The sequence below is a fragment of the Betaproteobacteria bacterium genome (assembly GCA_009693245.1).
GTDB lineage: Bacteria > Pseudomonadota > Gammaproteobacteria > Burkholderiales > SHXO01 > SHXO01.
On the sequence record SHXO01000068.1, the window covers coordinates 1 to 18,433 of the forward strand.

Annotated in this window: 19 protein-coding genes and 2 pseudogenes; 9 read left to right on the plus strand and 12 right to left on the minus strand. The window is 61.4% G+C overall.

Annotated features, from left to right (window positions below):
* The 4 genes and pseudogenes from EXR36_11535 to EXR36_11550 all read right to left on the minus strand — a co-directional run.
* On the minus strand, nucleotides 1–276 hold a 276-nt coding region (locus EXR36_11535; protein MSQ60244.1), incomplete at its 3' end, for an amidohydrolase.
* Between the two features lie 370 nt (nucleotides 277–646).
* Nucleotides 647–947, minus strand: a pseudogene (locus tag EXR36_11540) (hypothetical protein).
* Nucleotides 934–2,290 (minus strand): annotated as a pseudogene (locus EXR36_11545) (DUF1446 domain-containing protein). Before EXR36_11545 ends, EXR36_11540 begins: the two co-directional pseudogenes overlap by 14 nt.
* A 54-nt stretch (nucleotides 2,291–2,344) precedes the next feature.
* Nucleotides 2,345–4,114 (minus strand): NAD(P)/FAD-dependent oxidoreductase, encoded by a 1,770-nt coding sequence (locus tag EXR36_11550; protein MSQ60245.1) that lies wholly within the window; start codon nucleotides 4,112–4,114, stop codon nucleotides 2,345–2,347.
* Between the two features lie 259 nt (nucleotides 4,115–4,373).
* On the opposite strand from EXR36_11550, the gene EXR36_11555 reads away from it, so the two are divergent.
* The 7 genes from EXR36_11555 (at nucleotide 4,374) to EXR36_11585 (ending at nucleotide 9,527) form a co-directional block, all read left to right on the plus strand.
* On the plus strand, nucleotides 4,374–4,538 hold the full coding sequence (locus tag EXR36_11555) for a hypothetical protein (protein MSQ60246.1): 165 nt from the start codon (nucleotides 4,374–4,376) through the stop codon (nucleotides 4,536–4,538).
* A complete protein-coding gene (locus tag EXR36_11560; protein MSQ60247.1) occupies nucleotides 4,514–4,738 on the plus strand; it encodes a hypothetical protein in 225 nt (74 codons plus the stop codon). Before EXR36_11555 ends, EXR36_11560 begins: the two co-directional genes overlap by 25 nt.
* Nucleotides 4,739–4,804: 66 nt before the next feature.
* Nucleotides 4,805–5,989, plus strand: a complete 1,185-nt coding sequence (locus tag EXR36_11565) for an acyl-CoA dehydrogenase (protein MSQ60248.1) — start codon at nucleotides 4,805–4,807, stop codon at nucleotides 5,987–5,989.
* Nucleotides 5,990–6,020: 31 nt separating this feature from the next.
* Entirely contained in the window at nucleotides 6,021–6,794 is a 774-nt protein-coding gene (locus tag EXR36_11570; GenBank protein ID MSQ60249.1) for an enoyl-CoA hydratase/isomerase family protein, read from the plus strand.
* Nucleotides 6,791–7,990: a CoA transferase gene (locus EXR36_11575; protein ID MSQ60250.1), complete on the plus strand. Its 1,200-nt coding sequence runs from the start codon at nucleotides 6,791–6,793 to the stop codon at nucleotides 7,988–7,990. The genes EXR36_11570 and EXR36_11575 overlap by 4 nt, the downstream gene beginning before the upstream one ends.
* Nucleotides 7,990–9,120 (plus strand): thiolase family protein, encoded by a 1,131-nt coding sequence (locus EXR36_11580; GenBank protein ID MSQ60251.1) that lies wholly within the window; start codon nucleotides 7,990–7,992, stop codon nucleotides 9,118–9,120. Before EXR36_11575 ends, EXR36_11580 begins: the two co-directional genes overlap by 1 nt.
* Before the next feature lie 35 nt (nucleotides 9,121–9,155).
* Nucleotides 9,156–9,527 carry a DNA-binding protein gene (locus EXR36_11585; protein ID MSQ60252.1) on the plus strand — a complete coding sequence of 124 codons (372 nt, stop codon included), beginning with the start codon at nucleotides 9,156–9,158 and terminating at the stop codon, nucleotides 9,525–9,527.
* Between the two features lie 19 nt (nucleotides 9,528–9,546).
* Here the strand turns inward: EXR36_11585 and EXR36_11590 are convergent, their stop codons facing one another.
* The 8 genes from EXR36_11590 to hrpA form a co-directional block, all read right to left on the minus strand.
* Entirely contained in the window at nucleotides 9,547–10,224 is a 678-nt protein-coding gene (locus tag EXR36_11590) for an SDR family oxidoreductase (protein MSQ60253.1), read from the minus strand.
* 5 nt (nucleotides 10,225–10,229) lie between these two features.
* Entirely contained in the window at nucleotides 10,230–10,478 is a 249-nt protein-coding gene (locus EXR36_11595; GenBank protein MSQ60254.1) for a DUF1272 domain-containing protein, read from the minus strand.
* Entirely contained in the window at nucleotides 10,471–10,926 is a 456-nt protein-coding gene (locus EXR36_11600; protein MSQ60255.1) for a GNAT family N-acetyltransferase, read from the minus strand. Before EXR36_11600 ends, EXR36_11595 begins: the two co-directional genes overlap by 8 nt.
* A gap of 3 nt (nucleotides 10,927–10,929) precedes the next feature.
* A complete protein-coding gene (locus EXR36_11605) occupies nucleotides 10,930–11,724 on the minus strand; it encodes a hydratase (GenBank protein MSQ60256.1) in 795 nt (264 codons plus the stop codon).
* Between the two features lies 1 nt (nucleotide 11,725).
* Nucleotides 11,726–12,001, minus strand: coding sequence for a hypothetical protein (locus EXR36_11610; GenBank protein MSQ60257.1), 276 nt, complete (start codon nucleotides 11,999–12,001; stop codon nucleotides 11,726–11,728).
* 19 nt (nucleotides 12,002–12,020) lie between these two features.
* Nucleotides 12,021–12,422, minus strand: coding sequence for a PIN domain-containing protein (locus EXR36_11615; protein MSQ60258.1), 402 nt, complete (start codon nucleotides 12,420–12,422; stop codon nucleotides 12,021–12,023).
* On the minus strand, nucleotides 12,419–12,691 hold the full coding sequence (locus EXR36_11620) for an AbrB/MazE/SpoVT family DNA-binding domain-containing protein (protein MSQ60259.1): 273 nt from the start codon (nucleotides 12,689–12,691) through the stop codon (nucleotides 12,419–12,421). Before EXR36_11620 ends, EXR36_11615 begins: the two co-directional genes overlap by 4 nt.
* Before the next feature lie 134 nt (nucleotides 12,692–12,825).
* Nucleotides 12,826–16,755 (minus strand): ATP-dependent RNA helicase HrpA, encoded by a 3,930-nt coding sequence (gene hrpA / locus EXR36_11625; protein ID MSQ60260.1) that lies wholly within the window; start codon nucleotides 16,753–16,755, stop codon nucleotides 12,826–12,828.
* A gap of 124 nt (nucleotides 16,756–16,879) precedes the next feature.
* On the opposite strand from hrpA, the gene EXR36_11630 reads away from it, so the two are divergent.
* Both EXR36_11630 and EXR36_11635 read left to right on the plus strand, forming a co-directional pair.
* Nucleotides 16,880–17,326, plus strand: a complete 447-nt coding sequence (locus EXR36_11630) for a hypothetical protein (GenBank protein ID MSQ60261.1) — start codon at nucleotides 16,880–16,882, stop codon at nucleotides 17,324–17,326.
* 474 nt (nucleotides 17,327–17,800) lie between these two features.
* On the plus strand, nucleotides 17,801–18,433 hold a 633-nt coding region (locus EXR36_11635; GenBank protein ID MSQ60262.1), incomplete at its 3' end, for a glutamine synthetase.

An 18,433-nucleotide genomic window follows, 5' to 3' on the forward strand; every position in this document is an offset into this window, starting at 1 on the left:
GGTATCTGGAAAGGCGCGAGCGAGATCCACCAATTCCGGCAGCTGGGTGTGATACATCCAGGCACCGAAGGACAAACCAAGAGGTGCAAGCCGGGAGAAGCCGCTACGAAAGGCCGCCGAGCCCAGCACATCGGGAGGAGGATTCGCCAGCGAGGCACGCGCGGCGGGATCGGGGTGCCAGGCGTTGATGAACCGAATGCCGCGAAAGCGGCCGCCTCCGGCCCGGATGTGCGCTTCGAGAACCGGTACCACTTTTTCCCCCAAGCAGATCCGCATGGCCCACGATCCCCGCGCATACGCGCGTGGGTCCGTAGGCTCCACTCGCACTCATGGCGGCGGAGCCATTGAGAAACTCGGTCTCGCCAAGGGAACGTAGCTCCACCGGTCCGCCGCCGCGGTACATGGCCATGGCCTCGACGGCAACCGTCGCGCGGATGTCATGGCCATTGCCCGTATCGCGTAGCAGATCGAACAACATATAGCGATTGCCCGGGCGGTCCCACAGGTGGTGATGCGGATCGGTGATGGGAAGCGCTGGGCCGATGATTTCTTCCCGGTGCAAGACCAGCCATTCATGGCGAATGGGCAGGTGCGGCGATGGCGCTGAATGGTCTGCTGTCATGATTGCAAATGTCCCTTGCCGTGGTCAGCCGATGTGCATTTCAAGCAACGCGGAACTGAGTGCCTTGCCGTGGGTATCCATGGCCAAGGACGTCGTGACGCCGGTCATCAGCGCATCCTCGCAGACGAATTGCAGCGCGTGCAACGAGGGAAGTTCATGGCGCACGATGTTTCCCAGCACGATCCCCTCAAGATGCCGCGCCACGGCGGCGGCCGTGACTCTTTCGGCCAGAAGCGCGTAGTCCTCGGGCCGGTGCGATCAGCGAAAGAATGGAGGTGTTGCCCTTGTCGCCCGCGCGGCAATGGGCCAAATCATACAGTTTCATGTTCGGGATGGGATTCCAATAGCGTGACATCTGCCCGCACTTGATAGCGCGGCAGCAAACAAGACAGTATGCCGATCACTTCAGTGGCGAATTTGCGCGCGCCTCCGCCCCCCCGCTGGGCCGTTGGTGTAGAGCGCCTCCACCTCCTAGCCAACGCGCTCCGCCGCCGCCCGCGTGGGCGCCATGGCCGCCATGGCCGCCGCGCGAAAACGCACTTCGTATGGTTGAGCCGCGGGGTTAAAACTCTTGCGGTGTACCGAAGAGGAGCCAATGTAGTCCAGGCGCAGATCAGGATAATCTTCCCGCAAGCGCTCATCGATGACCCTGCCCGCCAACTGCGCGCGCGCCATGGCGTTCTCGCCGGCATAGGAAATCTCGCCCTCGCCACGATATCCCGCGTGGTAGCCGATGCTGGCCTTGTAGGTGGGTGTGCGCGCCTGCCCGCGCCCGCCACTCACGCGGATGCGGTTCTCACCCACTTGCTCCAATTTCACGCCCGTGAAATCGGCCACCACGTCGGGCGTCACATAGGCTGAAGGGTTGGTAACTTCATAGAGCAGTTGCTCCTTGGCGGTGGCAAGATCGATGCGCCCGCCGGTGCCGGCCACTTTGCTCAGCACCGCTTCGCCTTGCGCATCCACCTCGGCGATGGGAAAACCGATGTGAGCGAAATCGCGCACATCCTTTTTGCCGGGATCGGCGAAATAACCGCCCGTGAGTTGCCCGCCAAATTCCAGCAGATGGCCAATCACCGTCCCCTGCCCCAGCCGCGCCCAGTCATCCAAGCGCCAGCCAAAATGATGGACGATGGGAGCCAGGAAGAGCGATGGGTCCGCCACGCGTCCTGTGATGATGATGTCCGCGCCACTCGCCAGGGCCGGCAACATCTCCTCCACGCCCAGGTAGGCGTTGGCCGAAATGACATTCTTGGACGCACTGAGAGGAAGGCCTGTTTCCATGATGCGAACACCGGGCGAAAGCTGCGCACGCACATCGTCGCCGCTCACCACGGCAACCTTGACGGGAAAGTTAGCGCGCCGGGCCATCGCGGTGATGGCAATTGCCGCGGCCTTCGGGTTGGCCGCTCCCATGTTGGTGACGATGCGAAATCCCCGGCGCTTCATCACCGGCAGTAATGGCTCGATGCGGCGCTGCAAGAAGCTGTCGTACCCCAATGCCGGATTCTCCAGCTTGGCGCGTTGCGCCAGCGCTATGGTGCGCTCGGCCAGGCACTCGAACACCAAGTAATCCAGGCCGCCCTGCTCGGCAAGGATGATGGCTGGCTCGAAGCGGTCTCCCTGAAATCCCGCCCCTGTTCCGATACGCAAGCGCTCCGCGGCCATACGCGCCTCCTGTTAATGATTGCGCTCAGTTTACCTATTCGAGCGCCGCGCGGGTCACGCCCTGACCAGTGGAATCATCCCCTCCTCGCAAGCCTTGATTTGCAGCGCGAGATACTTCGAGTTGATCCGGCATTGCGCCAAACCGCCCGCGATGAACCACAACCCCGCTTGCCGCGTGCGCGTATACATGTTGCGAATCTCTGATTCCTCGCCGAATCCCCACACGGGCCCCACCCGGTCCGCGACGGCATCGCCGAGAAGCCTGCGCACCATATGCTCCTGGCCAAGATAGCCGGTCGCATGCACGACCAAGCTCGCGGGAAGGTTCGTTCCATCTCGCATGCGCGCCCCGCCGCCATCGAAGCGTTCTATGTCGCGATATTGCACCACGCGGATCTTGCCTTCGGCGATCAATTCCGAGCACCCTACGTTGAAGTAGTAACCGCCGCCCCGCGTCAGAAATTTGAACTGCCAGCCCGTGCCTTCGGGACCATAGTCCAGTTCGAAACCGGCGCGTTCGAGCCCTTCGAGTAACTCGCGATCGAGACGTTTCGCTTGCTCCGTCAGCAGATAGTGCGCGCGGCGCGCAAGCGGCCATGATGTCGCCGAGGCGATCAAATCGCAATCCTCCAGCGGTGGTCCTTCGTTGTACATCGCGTAGGCAAGCTGGGCGCTGGGTTCGATGCTCACGACGAGCGTGGGACTGCGCTGCACCAAGGTGACATGCGCGCCGCTGGAATGAAGGTCTTGCGCGATATCGTGACCGCTATTGCCGGTGCCAATCACGATGGCGTCACGGCCGCGCCATGCTTCACCGTCCTCGTATCCGCTCGAATGCACGACCTTGCCGCGAAAATCCGCCAGCCCCGGTATGTCCGGCACATTCGGTATGCCATTGGCTCCGGATGCCACGACAATATGGCGCGGCCTCATGGTCCGCGTGCCGCCATCGGAGCGCCGAAGGTTCACCGACCAGCGTTTCTCCTTCTCGTCATAGGCGCCTCCCAAAAATTCGGTACTCGTCCAGAAATTAAGCTCCATGGCTTCCACGTACGCCTCGAACCAATTGGCGAGCTTGTCCTTCGGGATGTAAGTGGGCCAGGCCGGAGGAAACGGTAGGTAAGGCAGGTGATTGACCTGGATCTGGTTGTGCAGCGTCAGCGCGTGGTAACGGTGGCGCCAGTTGTCTCCGATGCGCGCCTCGCGGTCGACAATCAAGGCATCCACCTGCAACTGCGAAAGGCGGGCGGCCGTGGCCAGCCCCGCTTGCCCTCCGCCCACGATGAGAACCTCGGGATCGCGATCCGTATAGGCCATGGCGGCACGGCGCAGGTCGAGCCAATTGGGACCATGAAAGTCGCGCGCGTACGAGGCGCCGGTAGGCCGGCGCTTACTCGTCTTTTCTTCGAACCCCTTGAGTTCTTCGAGCGACGTGAAAAGCGTCCACGCCTTCCATTGCCCCTTATCATCGGGTAACAAGCGCAGCACGCCGCTACAGCGTCCGATCCGCGTCTCGAAGCGGAAGATCGCCTCGATGGTACGTTGCCCCACGCGCATCACTTCCCGCGCAGGTGTTCGATCGGGGTCGGTGGCGAACTCCGAGGCACCCGTGCCTTTGATGCTGGCCATCAAGGCGTGGGCCACCTCGTGCGCACCGCTCACGTTCGTTAGATGCCAAGTGAGCGCCAGCGCATCGCGCCAGTGGCAATCTGAGTGAAACAGCCTCTCAACGTCGTCACCATGAGCGCTGCTCATGGCGCGTCCGAACGAGTAGAGCCATGACTCGGCAGCCTCGCCACAGACTTCCCGTGCAACTTCAAGCATCCTTACCCTTCAAGGCAATTGTTAGATGGCATACAGATGGAAAAGTCTAGCATCCTCCATCGCGTGGCGGAGAACGCTTGGCTCGCATTGGCGGCCTCCATGGATCTGGAGCGGTGCGTTTCGATGCTCTGGCCCCATGCCATAATCGGCGTACGCTGAGTAGGGGCGCTCATGACAATAAATCGTTTCTTGGAGAACCCATGGGAGGGGTGGTAGGCATTGACGCCGGCGGCACCTTCGGCGACCTCTACTACACGGGTTGGTGGCGCCGTATTTCGTGGGCGAGCGGCTGGTGGCGCTGTTCGCGAGCACCGGCCATTGGATGGACATTGGCGGCAGCGTTCCAAGTGGCTGGGCGCCCAAGGCCACCGAGATCCACCAGGAAGGATTCCACCCGTCATGCTCTACGACGGCGGAAAGTTGAACGAGCCGCTGGTGCGGACGTTCAAGGCCAACGTGCGCCTGCCGGTACAAATCGCTGGCGACCTCGCTGCCATGACCAATGTTTTCACCATCGCCCAGCGCGGGCTTGACCGACTCGTTGAACGGTACGGCGTGGACACGAGCCCATTCGATATTGCGGGAGGCGGCGATGCGGCCCCTGGGCGAGCGCTACATTTATAGTATCGATCCGAACGTCACTGCGATCAAAAGGAAGAGCATGAAGAAGCACGCACGGGAGCACGCCAAATGAGCGCCGCCAATCCGCTGGGTAGTTGGGAGTTGCCCGAAGAGCTGCGCATGCTGCGCGACACCACGCGCCGGTTCATGGATAACGAAGTCAAACCCGCGGAGGCCAGCGAGCCGCACGACTCCTATGCGCTGCCGGAGGAAAAACTGCGGCCTCTCCAGGAGAAAGCCAAGGCGCTGGGTTTATGGTGCGTGCAAACACCCGCCGAATACGGCGGCGCCGGACTCAATCTGCTGGGGCAATGCATCGTCGCGGAGGAGTCGGCCAAGTGCAAGATGGGCGCCTACATCGCGGCCTGCGGCGCTTTTGGCTTCGATCCGCCCAACATCATCTTCAAGGGCCGCAAGGACCAGATCGAGAAATACGCCCTCCCCACCATCCGCGATGGCGACAAGACCTTCGTCGCCATCACCGAGCCCAGCGGCGGCTCCGATCCGGGGCGCGCCATCCGCACGCGCGCGCAGCGCAAGGGAGATCGTTACATCATCAACGGCAGCAAGATTTTCATCACCGGGGTGGGCCAATCGAAGTGGGGCGTGGTGTTCGCGCGCACCGGCGGGCCGGGCCGCGGAGGCGTGAGCGCCTTCATCGTGGAGCGCGACAAACCCGGCCTGCGCTGGTCGCCGTTCCCGGTGATCCGCTCCTACTCTCCCTACGAACTGAGCTTCGAGGATTACGAAGTGCCCGCGGAGAATATGCTGGGCGAAGAAGGCAAGGGCTTCTCCTTCGCCGAAGAATGGCTGGTGCACGAACGCGCGCCGTATGCGGCGGCGACCATTGGGTTGGGCCAAGCCGCGCTCGACATGGCCATCGAGTGGGCGCTGCAACGCGAGACCTTCGGCGGCTTGCTCTCCGACCGGCAGGCGATACAGTGGATGCTGGCGGATTCCGAGATCGAACTGCGCGCGGCCCGCCTGCTGGTCTATGAAGCGGCGTGGCAAGCCGATCGCGGCCAGGACAGCAAACTCGCGGCTTCCGTCGCGAAGGTATATGGCACCGAGACCGCCGGGCGCGTGGTGGACCGCTGCATCCAGATCTTCGGCGGCATGGGCGTCTCCAAGGAATTACCCCTGGAGCGCTGGTACCGCGAACTGCGCATCAAACGCATCGGCGAGGGCCCCTCGGAAGTGCACCGCATGGTCGTGGCGCGCAATCTGTTGGGTGGACGGCGCTCGGCGCGCTGAAATACTCAGGCTTCCAGCAAGATGAACTGACATGTCCATCGACGTTACCCTTGACCAAGGTATCTGCACCATCGTCATCAACCGCCCCGAGCGTTTGAACGCGATGGATGCCGGGCACTACCGCGATCTGTCCGCCGCCTGGCGGCAGGTGCGTGACGACGCGAATATCCGCGTGGCCATCGTTACAGGCGCTGGCGAGAAATCTTTTACCACTGGCGCCGACATTAAAAGCTTTCTCACCTCCCCGCCTGGCTACGACGAGATGTGGCTCACGCAGCGCGACCCATTGCTCAATCGCGGACTGGAAGTGTGGAAGCCCGTGATCGCCGCGGTGAACGGTTACTGTCTGGGAGGCGGCGTGACCCTCTTGCTCGCCACCGATATTCGAATCGCGAGCGAGAACGCCAGCTTCGGCCTGTCGGAAGTCAAGCGCGGCGTCATCGCCGGCAATGGCGGAACGCAGCGCATCCTCGATCAACTGCCGCATGCGATTGCGATGGAGATGCTGCTCACCGGCGACCCTATCGATGCCACGACTGCCGCGCGTTGGGGGCTAATCAACAAAGTGGTCCCGCGCGAGCAACTCATGGCAACCGCGATGGAGTACGCGGGACGCATCGCCGCAAATGCGCCGCTCGCGGTGCAGGCCGCGAAGGAACTGGCTCTGCGCAGCCGCGACGTGGATCGCGCCACCGGGCTGCGCATGGAGCAGATGTTCAACCGCATGCTCATGGCGACCGAGGACGCGAAGGAAGGCCCCGCGGCCTTCGCCGAGAAACGCAAACCGAAATTCCAAGGCAAATGATCGTGGCGCACTATCCGCTCGAGGGCATCACCGTCGTCGATCTGGGGCAAATCTACAATGGCCCCTATTGCACTTTTCTCATGGCGTGCGCGGGAGCCCGTGTCATCAAGATCGAACCCCATGGCGGGGAACATCTGCGCCGGCGCGGCGTGGTCGGCGGCGCGGCGTTGCCCTTTGCGATGCTCAACGGCAACAAGCAGTCCGTCACGCTCAATCTCAAGAGCGAGCGCGGCAAGGCGATTCTCATCGAGATGGTGAAGCGCGGCGACGTGTTGCTCGAAAACTTCGCGCCCGGCACCATGGACCGCCTCGGCGTGGGTTGGGAGAAAATGCGTGCCGTCAATCCGCGCCTCGTCTATGCCACCAGTACCGGCTTTGGGTTGACCGGACCTTATCGCGAGTATCCAGCCATGGATCTCACGGTGCAGGCGATGTCGGGCGTGATGAGCGTGACCGGTTTCCCCGGCCGGCCTCCGGTGAAGGCGGGGCCCGCGATATGCGACTTCACGGCGGGCGTGCATTTGTATGGCGCGGTGGTCAGTGCGCTATACGAGCGCGAGAAGACGGGCGTGGGACGGCTTGTCGAAGTATCGATGCAAGAGGCAATCTATGCCTCGCTCGCTTCCAATCTTGGCATGTGGTGGGGCTCGGGCGGCAACGCCGCGCCGCGCACGGGCAACCGGCACGGCGGATTGGCCGAGTCGCCCTACAACGTCTATCCCACGAAGGACGGTTACATCGCCATCATCTGCGTGGGCGACGTGCACTGGAAATCCCTGGCCGAAGCGATGCAACGGCCCGAACTGAAGGACGATCCGCGCTTCGTCTCGCTCAAGCAGCGCGTGGCGCACATGGACCAGGTGGATGAGATCGTGAGCGAATTCACATCGCGCTTCGATAAGCAGCCCTTGTTCGAATTACTCATGACGCACCGGGTAGCGTGTTCGCCGGTGCGCGATCTCGATGAGGTGGTGAACGACCCGCATCTGCACGCGCGCGGCGCATTGCAATGGCAAGAGCATCCAGAATTGGGACGCATCCCCGTGCAATCTTCGCCGCTGCGCTTCGAAGGCGCGGAGCCGGTGCCGCTCACGCCAAGCCGAAAGCTGGGTGAAGACAACGCCACGGTGTATGGCGAGTGGCTCGGCATGCTGGCCACCGAGATCGAGAACCTCACTCGCGAAGGAGTGATTTGATGAGAGGCAACGTCGTCATCGCCGGCATCGGCCACACGGCCTTCGGAAAATGCCCTGGACGTACCACGTTCTCGCTCAACATCGAAGCGTGCCGCAACGCACTGGCCGACGCTGGCGTCGAGAAGGACGCGGTGGACGCCCTGCTGGTGAAACCGCCCACATCCAACCCCGCGTTCATGTACGGCTCCACGCTGGCCGAAGCCATGGGCATGCAGCCGCGGATGGGCGGCAGCTGGGACCAGGGGGGTGCGGCCAATATCAGTCTCATTTCGTTCGCGGCCATGGCCATCGAGCACGGCCAGTGCGAGATCGCGCTGGTGTGTTATGCGGACAACCCGCGCACCGGCAGCCGCCACGCCTATGAGAAAGCGTGGGGCGATGACGCCGTTTACGGTTGGTTCGGCGTGCCGGCTGGTTACGCCATGCTGGCGCGCCGGCACATGGAAGAATTCGGCACCACCAGCGATCAACTGGGCGAGATTGCGGTGGCGATCCGCAATCACGGCGCCGGCAATCCGAACGCGCAACTGCGCGCACCGCTCACGTTGGAGCAGTACCGCGAATCGAAGTGGGTAGTCGATCCCCTGCGCCGTGACGACTGTTGCCTGGTATCGGATGGTGGCGCGGCAGTCGTGCTCATGAGCGCGAAGCGCGCCAAGGCCATGGGAATACGCAAGGCCGTGCCGGTACTCGGCTTCGGGCATGGCCAGACCTCCTGGGACGTTGCGCAGCGCGCCGACCTCACGCACACGGCGGCCGAAATCTCCGGTGCCACCGCATTCAAAATGGCGGGGCTCGGCCCGTGCGACATCGATGTCGCGCAGATCTACGATTGCTTCACCATCACCGTGCTGATGACGCTGGAAGCCTATGGCTTCGCCAAGAAAGGGCAAGGCGGCGCCTTCGCCGCTGGCGGCCGCCTGGCGCATTCCGGCGAACTGCCCATCAACACCTCGGGCAGCCTGCTCTCGGAAACCGGCATGCCCGGTCTCCAACTCGTGATCGAAGGCGTGCGCCAAATGCGCGGAGAAGCACGGCTGCAAGTCAAAAACGCGGAGCATTGCATGGTTTCCAACCAGGGCGGCATCATGCACACCCACTCCACCCTCATCCTGGGGCAATGGCAATGAGCGACCCGGCCGAACAGGAATTTCCGGCGCCGGACATGACTGGCGCTGGTGCGCATTACTGGAACGAACTGAAGGCCGGGCGCTTGGTGTGCCAGCGCTGCAAAGCGTGTCATCACGCCTGGTTGCCGCCGCGCGCGGAATGCCCGAAGTGCCTCGCCGCCAGCTGGTCATGGGAAAACGCGTCAGGCAAAGCCAAGCTGGTCAGTTGGGTCGTCTACCACCACGCCTACCATCCTTGGTTCGCAAGCAAACTGCCCTACAACGTGAGCGTCGTGGAACTCGCCGAAGGCCCGCGCATGGTGAGCAACGTGATCGAAACCGGAGCGAAGCTCCGCATCGGCATGCCGCTCCAACTGAATATTGAACGCGAGGCCAGCGTGGCGCTGGCGCGGTTTAGTCCTGTTTAATGCTGAGCGGCCATCGTGCTCAGGTCACCCAGCCGCCCGCAAAGGGAAAACTCTGGCCCACGAAGAAATTCACTTCGCTGGAGGCCAGGAACACGGCGAAGAGCGCATCTTCTTCCGGCGTGGCCAGACGGCCTAAAGGAACTTCGCGCGCCAAGCGCTCCTTGAAGGCCGGCAACTCCTGTACCTCGGTAGGATAGTAGGTGGGGTTCTGCACGAAATTCTGCGCGATCAGATTCACGTGCACATTTTGCGGCGCCACTTCCGCACCCACCGAACGCACGTAAGACACTTGCGCACCGCGTGCGGCACTGTATGTCGATATGCGCTTCTGGCCACGCAAAGCGGTAGCGCTACCGAAGACCACTATTTTCCCGCACCGGCGCTCCAACATTTGCGGCAACACCGCCCGGCACAAACGCGGGAGCGGATCCACGAGATGGGAGAACACAGTACGCCATTCCTCATCCGTCACCTCATGGGCTTTCGTGTACGGGGCCGGCACGGCGAGGTTGGCCAGCAACACATCGACCACGCCTGCCGCGCCAACGGCCTCTTGCGCACCGCCGGGCTGGGTAAGGTCGCGCTCGTCACCTATCACCACCGCGCCATGAGCGGCGAACACTTCGCTCAATATGGGCCCCATGAACTCGGCACTCTGAGTAATCAACACCCGCTTCCCGGCCAAGCTGTCGCCGATTCGTTTCATGCGGCCCTGCCACACCCGCGCGGGTTTAGCACGCGTTGCGCCGACGCCGGATGTTTGACCAACCGCGCCGCTGGTCTGATGGGGCGCCGAATCAACTCTCCTCCGCAGTTTGGACACGCGCCCTGTAAAACGCCCTCCGCGCACTCACGGCAGAAGGTGCATTCGTAGGAGCATATACGCGCCTCCCTGGAATCGGGCGGCAAATCCTTGTCGCAACATTCGCAGTTTGGTCTTAATTCAAGCATGAGTGCCTCCTTCACCAGATTTCGCCACAAACCCTCTTTCGATATCGCCCCGAAATCCCACGGACTCGTAGAGCCGGTGTGCTTGCGTTCGCTGTGCTCCGGAAAGGAGTATCACCTTGTAGCAGTCTTTCGCCCAGGCGGCATTCAAGGCGTATTTCAGCACTCTGCCCGCCCACCCTTGCCCGCGAAAACTCTCTAGCGTCACCACGTGTTCGATCACACCGAAGGGCCGTGCTCCGCTGGCCAAATTTGGAATCACGGCCAGCATGCAAGTGGAAACAAGAGTTTGTCGCACTTGCGCCACCACGATGGAGAGATTAGGGTCATCCAGGATTCGTCGCCACGCCGCTCGTCTTCGCGCTTCGTCCAACTCTGGATCTGCCGGCCGCAATTCTCTGTACAGAGCAAGCACGCCATCGAGATCGGATTCAACCGCGATACGCACCATCGGTTAACAAGTGACCGTCACTTCGCCCAGTCCTTCCACCGCGAAACACAAACCATCCCCCGGCTTCACGAACTTGGTGGCGATCATGCTACCCGTCATGACGATCATGCCCGCGCGCACCTCATGGCCTTGCTCCAGGCGGGTATTCAAACACCAGGTCAATGCATCGAAGGGATGGCCCAATACATCTCGCCCGTGACCTTCCCCGGACACGACCCCATTGATTTGCACGACTCCGCGGATGGATTCGAGATCCAGATCTCTCCACTTTTTCGATGCGGGGCCCAGAACGATGCCGCCATTCCAGGCGTTGTCGGCGATCAAGGTAAAGATGAGGGACGCGATTTTCTTGTAATCGGCGTGGCGGTCGTCCACCAGCTCGAAGGCAGGTGCCAGCGTGTCCACCGCTTGCGCAATCTGCTCACTGGTATAGGGAACACCCGGCGCGGGCAAATCCTTGCCAAGCGTGGCGGCCAATTCGCACTCGATCCCGAGATGAATGTAGTCCGCGTAATCGAGCTTCGCACCCGTGGGGTGAACGATGTTGGCGTGAATGGAGCCGGCAAAGGGCGAGTAGAACTTCAGCATCTCCTGCATGACGCGCGAGGTGAGCGCCACCTTGTGACCTGCTGCCGGACCCAGCCGCGCTTCTCTCAGCGCGCGGAATTCCTCTTGGATACCGTAAGCATCCTCCACGCTACGCGGCGCGATATCCTCCGGCAACGCATCGAAGGCCGCACCCGCTTGGTGCTGCTCCAGCAGATAACGCGCCGCGCGCCGGTAGTGCTCCTTGTCCATGCTATGCCTTTTTACCGAGCCCTTTGCGTAAGAGTTCCGCAACCACTTCGTTCAATCCAAGCTGGCGCTTTTGGGCGAGATCATGGATCTCTTTCACCAGGGTGCTTTCTAACTTCACCGCGAATGAAACCAATCCAAGGGCTTGGTCGCGCTTGCGCTGCTCGCGCTTATCCACGACGCTCGCAACGCCGTGCCCGAAGCGGTGCGCGATTTTCCCCTTCCCGATCGCCGCATCGATCTTCTTGCCTTGCTTCTTCTCCAACTCCGTTCGCTTCATGGTCATTTGCTTGTCCTTGTCATTTACTCGTGTGTAATGCAACCGGAGGGAATGCTCCAAGTTTCTTGGCCCGCCTTTCCAAGCCGCGGTCAAGAGTTGCGAACTGTTCGTCCTTCGCGCTTAAGGCAAGATGCAGTGCATCGGCGAAGTCCATCCCGCCTTCGAACCATCGCAAGGCGTATCCCAGCGCCTCGACCTCTCGGATGACGAAATTCGGAAGCCCGAGGATGTGGCGAAATCCCTTGGCGATCTCGTCTCGCGTGCAATCATTGGCTTCCAACACCCAAGCCAGCTCAAGAAGCACGGAAACCGGCGCGGTGACCGTGCTCGCACCCGCCAAAATGGCGCTGGCTGCCTTTCCTTGTCCGGCGTCATCATTGAGCAAGTAGCGAACAAGGACGTGGGTGTCGAGGGAAATCATTTCGCCTTCGCCGCGCGGTCCCTCTTCGCGAGCATGGCGCCTATCGCCCTCTTCGTGGCTTCCTCACCAAGAATCTTGCGGCCCTTCTTCGCCAGCAATCCAAGACCCTCGGCGACACGGGTAGGAGTGAAGGCAGGGGCCGGCCGAAGCCTGATCTCGTCTCCCTCCGCGGAAATAACGAACTGGGTTCCTGGAACGATATCGAACGCCTCCCGCAGTGCCTTGGGGATAACGATTTGCCCCTTGCTGGATACCTTGACTGTTTCCACGCGCCTCCGCGAGAGTAAGCCTTGAAGTAAGACAAGAGTAGCAACTGGCCTTGGATAAGTCCAGCTTCGCTTGTTGCAGCCAGGGGAGAAGGCTCCAGAGCTTCACGCTTACCTTCAAAATAGCGCTGCGTCCCCTACCGAATCTCCGACCAGAATTTTTCCAGCCGCTTGAAGGACACAGGAAACGGTGTCTTCAACTGCTGTGCCCACAACGACACGCGCAGTTCCTCCAGCATCCAGCGAAACTCCTCGACCTGCGGGTCGTGGATACCGCGAATTCGATTTTCCTCCAGCCGAACCTTATACATCTGCCACAAGCGAGAGATTTCTTGCAACCACTGAATGTCCTTGGCCGGGTTACTCGCGATCTTGCCGGTGCGAATCAGAATGGCCTTGAAGTAGCGCGGATAGTGGCGCATTCGCGTGAGTGCAACATTGGCCAGGAATCCGCTTGGGATCAGTTCCTTGATTTGCGCACGCATATCGTTCAACGACTTTTGCCAGGCTTGCGGCGAAGGCGTGCTCAGTTTCGCGCGCACGTCCTGGTAGACCGTGAAGATTTCGTTCGCCAAGCGGCACAATTCCAAGATGACGTCGTGGATGCGCACCTTGGCCTTGTTCACCCGCTCCTGAAACTCGGCCTTGGTGCGGATGGGCGTTTCCTCCACGAAGAAGGCGCGGTCGCAGATGGCTTCCACCAACTCCTCGCGCAAGCGGTCGGCGATGGCACCCTTGTCGGTGCCCTTGCCACCGGACTTTCCGCTATCCAAGCCGAGCATGATGGCGTAACGCAGGGACATCTCCTGGAAGTTGGGCAGGCTTCTCGCCATGTGCTTCACTTGGTCTGGCAACGCGAGTTGGAATAGGCGGCGAAGCCCGCGATGGGTGGCGGCCTGTGCTTCTTCCTCGGTGTCCAATACCTTCAGCGCGACGGACTTGCCTTCGTCGATGATGGCCGGGTATCCGGTGAGCCGCTGGCCATCGCGGACGAACTCGATTTGTTCCGGAAGATCCGGGAAATCCCAATGCGTGACGCCCTGGCGCTCGAACTGACCGCGCGCGCTTTCGCTGAATTGCCGCCGCGCCTTGATGCCTAGGCCAGAGCGCAGTTGCGAAATGTCCCGGCTCATGGCCACTTCCTGGCCGTCCTCGCCCACCACCTGGTAATTCATGGTGAGATGAGCCGGAAGGTCAGTCTCATCCCAGGCATCGTTGGGCACTTCCACGCCCGCCACCTTCAGCAACGCGGCGCCGGTTTCGGGGCAAAGAGAACGCGCGCTAGGTTCCAGGTGATCCAGCACCTTGCTCACGTACCGAGGCACGGGTACAAAGTTCTTGCGCAACCCCTTGGGCAGCGCTTTGATGAGATGGGTGAGCTTGTCGCGCAGCATCCCCGGCACCAGCCATTCGCAGCGCCGCTCATCCACCTGGTTGAGCAAGTGCAGCGGCACCACCATGGTTACGCCATCCAACGCGTGCCCCGGTTCGAAGCGGTACTTCAATTCGTAGCGCACACCGTTGATGTCCATGCTGTCCGGAAAGCGCTCCTCGTTGATCTCGCTCGCGGCATGGAGCATGAGCATCTCACGAGCGGCGAACAGCAGCTTGGGCTCCTTGCGCTCGGCTTCACGCCGCCACTTCTCGAATTTCTGGCCGCTCCAAATCTCGTGTGGAATGCGCTCATCGTAGAAACCAAACACCACTTCGTCATCCACCAACACATCGTGACGGCGGGATTTATGTTCGAGTTCTTCAACGTCCCGGCGCAAGGCGATGTTGTGCGAGAGGAAAGACGCTTCGAGTTCGTAGTGCCCGTGCACCAGCGCTTCGCGGATGAAAATCTTGCGTGATTCCACAGGGTCGATGGGCCCATAGGAGACACGGCGCTTGGGCACGACCACCAATCCATAGAGCGTGACTCTTTCGAAAGCGATGGCTTGCGCGCTCTTCTTCTCCCAGTGCGGATCGAGATAGGTGCGCTTGACCAAGTGCTTGCCCGTTTTCTCCAACCACGCGGGATCCATGGGTGCGTTACAGCGCGCGTAGAGTTTGGTGGTCTCGGTCAACTCCGCCGCCATCAACCACGGCGGCCCTTTCTTACGCAAAGCAGAGCCGGGGAAGATGGAGAACTTGATGCCGCGCGCGCCTAGGTAGATGCCAGCCTCCTCCGATTTGAAGCCAATATTTCCCAGCAGCCCCGCCAGCAATGCGCGATGCACTTCCTCGGGCCGCGCCGGTTTTTCGTTCTCGCGCCAACCCAGCTCGCCCACGTGGGCGGCCAGTTGACCGTGCAACTCACGCCACTCTCTCAATCTCACGTAGGACAAGAAATTGTCGTGGCACAACTTCACCAGCAAGCGGTTGGACTTCTTGTGCTTGAGCGCTTCATCGAAAAAGCTCCATAGCTTGAGCAGACCAAGAAACTCGGAGCGCTCGTCCAGGAATTGAGCATGAGCGCTGCCGGCGGCCTCTTGCTTCTCGAGCGGGCGTTCGCGCGGATCGCGTATGGCCAGGCCGGCGGCGATGATGAGCACTTCGGCCAGGCAGCCCTCCTCCTTCGCCGCCACGATCATGCGCGCAACACGGGGATCCACGGGCAGCTTCGCCAGTTGAGCACCCACCGGAGTGAGGCGGCGTTCCTCATCCACGGCGCCCAATTCGCCGAGCAACTGATACCCATCGGCAATGGCCTTCGGGCTCGGCGCGTCGACGAAGGGGAACTCTTCCGGTTCACCCAGCTTGAGCAGCTTCATGCGCAATATCACCCCGGCCAGCGAGGAGCGAAGAATTTCTGGATCGGTGAACTCCGCGCGCCGCGCGAAATCCTCCTCGCTGTAGAGCCGCAGGCACACGCCGCTCATCACCCGGCCGCAGCGCCCCGCGCGCTGGTTTGCCGAGGCACGCGAGATTTTCTCGATCTGCAACATCTCCACCTTGTTGCGGTAGCTGTAGCGGTTTACACGCGCCAGGCCAGAATCGATCACGTACTTGATACCGGGCACCGTGAGCGAAGTCTCCGCCACGTTGGTTGACAGCACCACGCGGCGTTGGCCCGTGGGTTTGAAAACGCGCTCTTGCTCCTCGGCGGATAAACGAGCGAACAAGGGTAGGATCTCCGTACCCGCCTTAAGGCTTTTGCGCAAAGCTTCAGCAGTCTCGCGAATCTCGCGTTCGCCCGGAAGGAACACGAGCATGTCGCCGCTGGCGGAAAGGCGGGACAAATCCGCCACCGCGGTGGCGATGGCCTCGGGCAACTCCTCGTCTTCCTCCTCCTCGTCCTCTGAGATGGGCCGGTAGCGCACGTCCACGGGATACAGACGCCCGGAAACTTCGATGACCGGTGCGTTGCCGAAATGCGCGCTGAAGCGCTCGGCATCGATGGTGGCGGAGGTAATGATGAGCTTCAGGTCGCGCCGTCTTTCCAGCAACTGGCGCACGTAACCCAGCAGAAAATCGATGTTGAGGCTGCGTTCGTGAGCCTCGTCGATGATGAGCGTGTCGTAGGCGTTCAGGTAGCGGTCGCCCTGGGTTTCCGCGAGCAGAATGCCGTCGGTCATCACACGCACATAATTTTGCTCGCTCACCTTGTCCGAAAATCGCACCTTGTAGCCCACCTGATCCCCAAGGGGGGTGCCCAGTTCGGCGGCAATTCGGTGCGCCACGCTACGCGCCGCGATGCGCCGCGGCTGCGTGTGGGCGATCATGCCCGCAACGCCGCGCTTCAACTCCAGGCAGATCTTCGGTAACTGGGTGGTCTTGCCCGAACCGGTTTCGCCGCACACGATCACCACGGGATGGTCCCGAATGGCCGCCGCGATGTCGTCCTTGCGTTGCGAAACGGGCAGTTCCTCGGGGTACTGCACGCGCGGCAACCCCGCCAGCCGGGCCGCGCAGGCAGCGGCGGAGCGTTCGATATCCGCCCGCAGGGATTCCAGGGCGGCGGAGTCCAAGCGCCCTTCTTCGTGGCGGCGCAATTGCAGGCGAAAGCGGTGCTGGTCGCGGCTCAAACAGGAGCCGATGCGCTTAGCAATAACGCGGGAAGCGTTCGCGGCGGAAGAGACTATGGCAGGGGAATTCAAGAGCGTAGGCACGGCATGGACAAGCGGTGTGCATTGTAATGGACAGCCGTTCTTAACTCCGCCGCTCGCGAGCCTATATGCAAATCACCTAAGAACCCCTGGAAACCTCATGCAGTTTCGCCACGTAGCCATACCTATCGCTCTTCTCCTGCTGCCGGCATGCCGTTCAACCATAAGGGAAGTTGCCGAGGCCGCCAACGACGCCACGCAATACCCCTTCAAGACGACTCTGACGCTCGCCGCCATCGGGGCCGCCGCCTACTACGTCGTGGATCCCCTGGCCCCGAATTGGGAAGTGGCGCATGAACAGATTGGCGGCACGCGCTACCGGATCGACTTGCGCATGAAGCGCTTCCATCTCGGTGCCGATGGCGAATCGGACCAAGTCTTCAAGCGCCACGCAGAGGACTTTGCGGAGCGCCTGGGCAACGGCGAGTACCGGTTGGTGTCGTATAGCGAAGGCATAGATTCCAACATGAGCGTGCCGCGGAGATGGGGACGGGGGGTGATTGAACTCCTTCCCGCGCACAGCGCGCAGAGGGATTCGGGGCGGTAGGCGTGACGTCCAAGGCAATAGCCTTCCGCGTTTCGGAAGGCACTTGTCAGAACAAACAACAGGGAAGATGTTGGGTTCGCATCGGAGAGCTACTTCGACCCCATGGTCAAATCTGGCACCGGCGCAGCGCGGTTCTTTGGATTGGCTGTAACTGGTATCTTTCCCATTTCTGAACCGCCGAGTAACGCATGGCACCCCACTAGGGGCGTGGCGGTAGGGGCGGCTTCGCTTACCTTCTTTGGCCGTGCAAGAAAGTGAGTAGCCGCCGGGCTACGCCTGGCGGCTTTCTCTTGAAACGACAAGCCTGCATCCGGCGAATTAGCGTGCTCATGGAGTCCAACCGCGCGGACTAACGCGGCGGGAATGGTATCGTGCCTCTATTCAGGGAATTAAACCGTGGCCTTATACTCCCGGCTGCCTCCAAGCCGCCGAAGAGGCGTTCGCCATTTCCAAAGGTAATGTGAGACACATCTGATGGCACGAGACTCCGCACCACTCTCCTGCTCCGCCGTCAAGTCCGTGGCGCAAGCGCGCGCGCTGGTGACACAACGCAACCTTGAACACGTCAAGGTCGGTGTGTTCGACAGCGACGGCATATTGCGCGGCAAGTACATGGGGCGCGAAAAATTCTTTTCCGCGCTCGATAAGGGCTTTGGCTTTTGCGACGTGGTGCTGGGTTGGGACTCCAACGACCAGCTCTACGACAACACCCAATACACGGGATGGCACACCGCCTATCCGGACGCCATGGTGCGGGTGCTTCCGGAAACTTGCCGAGACTTACCATTCGAGGGCGAGACGCCGTTTTTCCTGGGCGAATTCACCGGTGAAGCGGAGACCGTATGCCCGCGCGCCGTGTTGCGCAAAGTGCTTGCACGGGCCAAGGACATGAACTACAGCGTGTTCTCGGCCGCGGAGTTCGAATTCTTCCTCTTCAACGAAACGCCTCACTCCGTGCGCGAGAAGCACTATCGCGGCATGCAGACCATGACGCCGGGTTTCTTCGGTTATTCGGTGCTGCGCAATTCCGTGCATGCGGAGTTTTATCAAGAGTTACTCCAGATGTGCAACACCATGCGCTTTCCCATCGAGGGATTGCACACGGAG

Excerpts from the sequence above, each read along its gene's own strand:
- EXR36_11550 (MSQ60245.1), bottom strand. The coding sequence starts at position 4,114 with ATGCTTGAAGTTGCACGGGAAGTCTGTGGCGAGGCTGCCGAGTCATGG.
- EXR36_11560 (MSQ60247.1), top strand. The coding sequence starts at position 4,514 with ATGCTCTACGACGGCGGAAAGTTGAACGAGCCGCTGGTGCGGACGTTC.
- EXR36_11565 (MSQ60248.1), top strand. The coding sequence starts at position 4,805 with ATGAGCGCCGCCAATCCGCTGGGTAGTTGGGAGTTGCCCGAAGAGCTG.
- EXR36_11570 (MSQ60249.1), top strand. The coding sequence starts at position 6,021 with ATGTCCATCGACGTTACCCTTGACCAAGGTATCTGCACCATCGTCATC.
- EXR36_11575 (MSQ60250.1), top strand. The coding sequence starts at position 6,791 with ATGATCGTGGCGCACTATCCGCTCGAGGGCATCACCGTCGTCGATCTG.
- EXR36_11580 (MSQ60251.1), top strand. The coding sequence starts at position 7,990 with ATGAGAGGCAACGTCGTCATCGCCGGCATCGGCCACACGGCCTTCGGA.
- EXR36_11585 (MSQ60252.1), top strand. The coding sequence starts at position 9,156 with ATGACTGGCGCTGGTGCGCATTACTGGAACGAACTGAAGGCCGGGCGC.
- EXR36_11595 (MSQ60254.1), bottom strand. The coding sequence starts at position 10,478 with ATGCTTGAATTAAGACCAAACTGCGAATGTTGCGACAAGGATTTGCCG.
- EXR36_11600 (MSQ60255.1), bottom strand. The coding sequence starts at position 10,926 with ATGGTGCGTATCGCGGTTGAATCCGATCTCGATGGCGTGCTTGCTCTG.
- EXR36_11605 (MSQ60256.1), bottom strand. The coding sequence starts at position 11,724 with ATGGACAAGGAGCACTACCGGCGCGCGGCGCGTTATCTGCTGGAGCAG.
- EXR36_11610 (MSQ60257.1), bottom strand. The coding sequence starts at position 12,001 with ATGAAGCGAACGGAGTTGGAGAAGAAGCAAGGCAAGAAGATCGATGCG.
- EXR36_11615 (MSQ60258.1), bottom strand. The coding sequence starts at position 12,422 with ATGATTTCCCTCGACACCCACGTCCTTGTTCGCTACTTGCTCAATGAT.
- EXR36_11630 (MSQ60261.1), top strand. The coding sequence starts at position 16,880 with ATGCAGTTTCGCCACGTAGCCATACCTATCGCTCTTCTCCTGCTGCCG.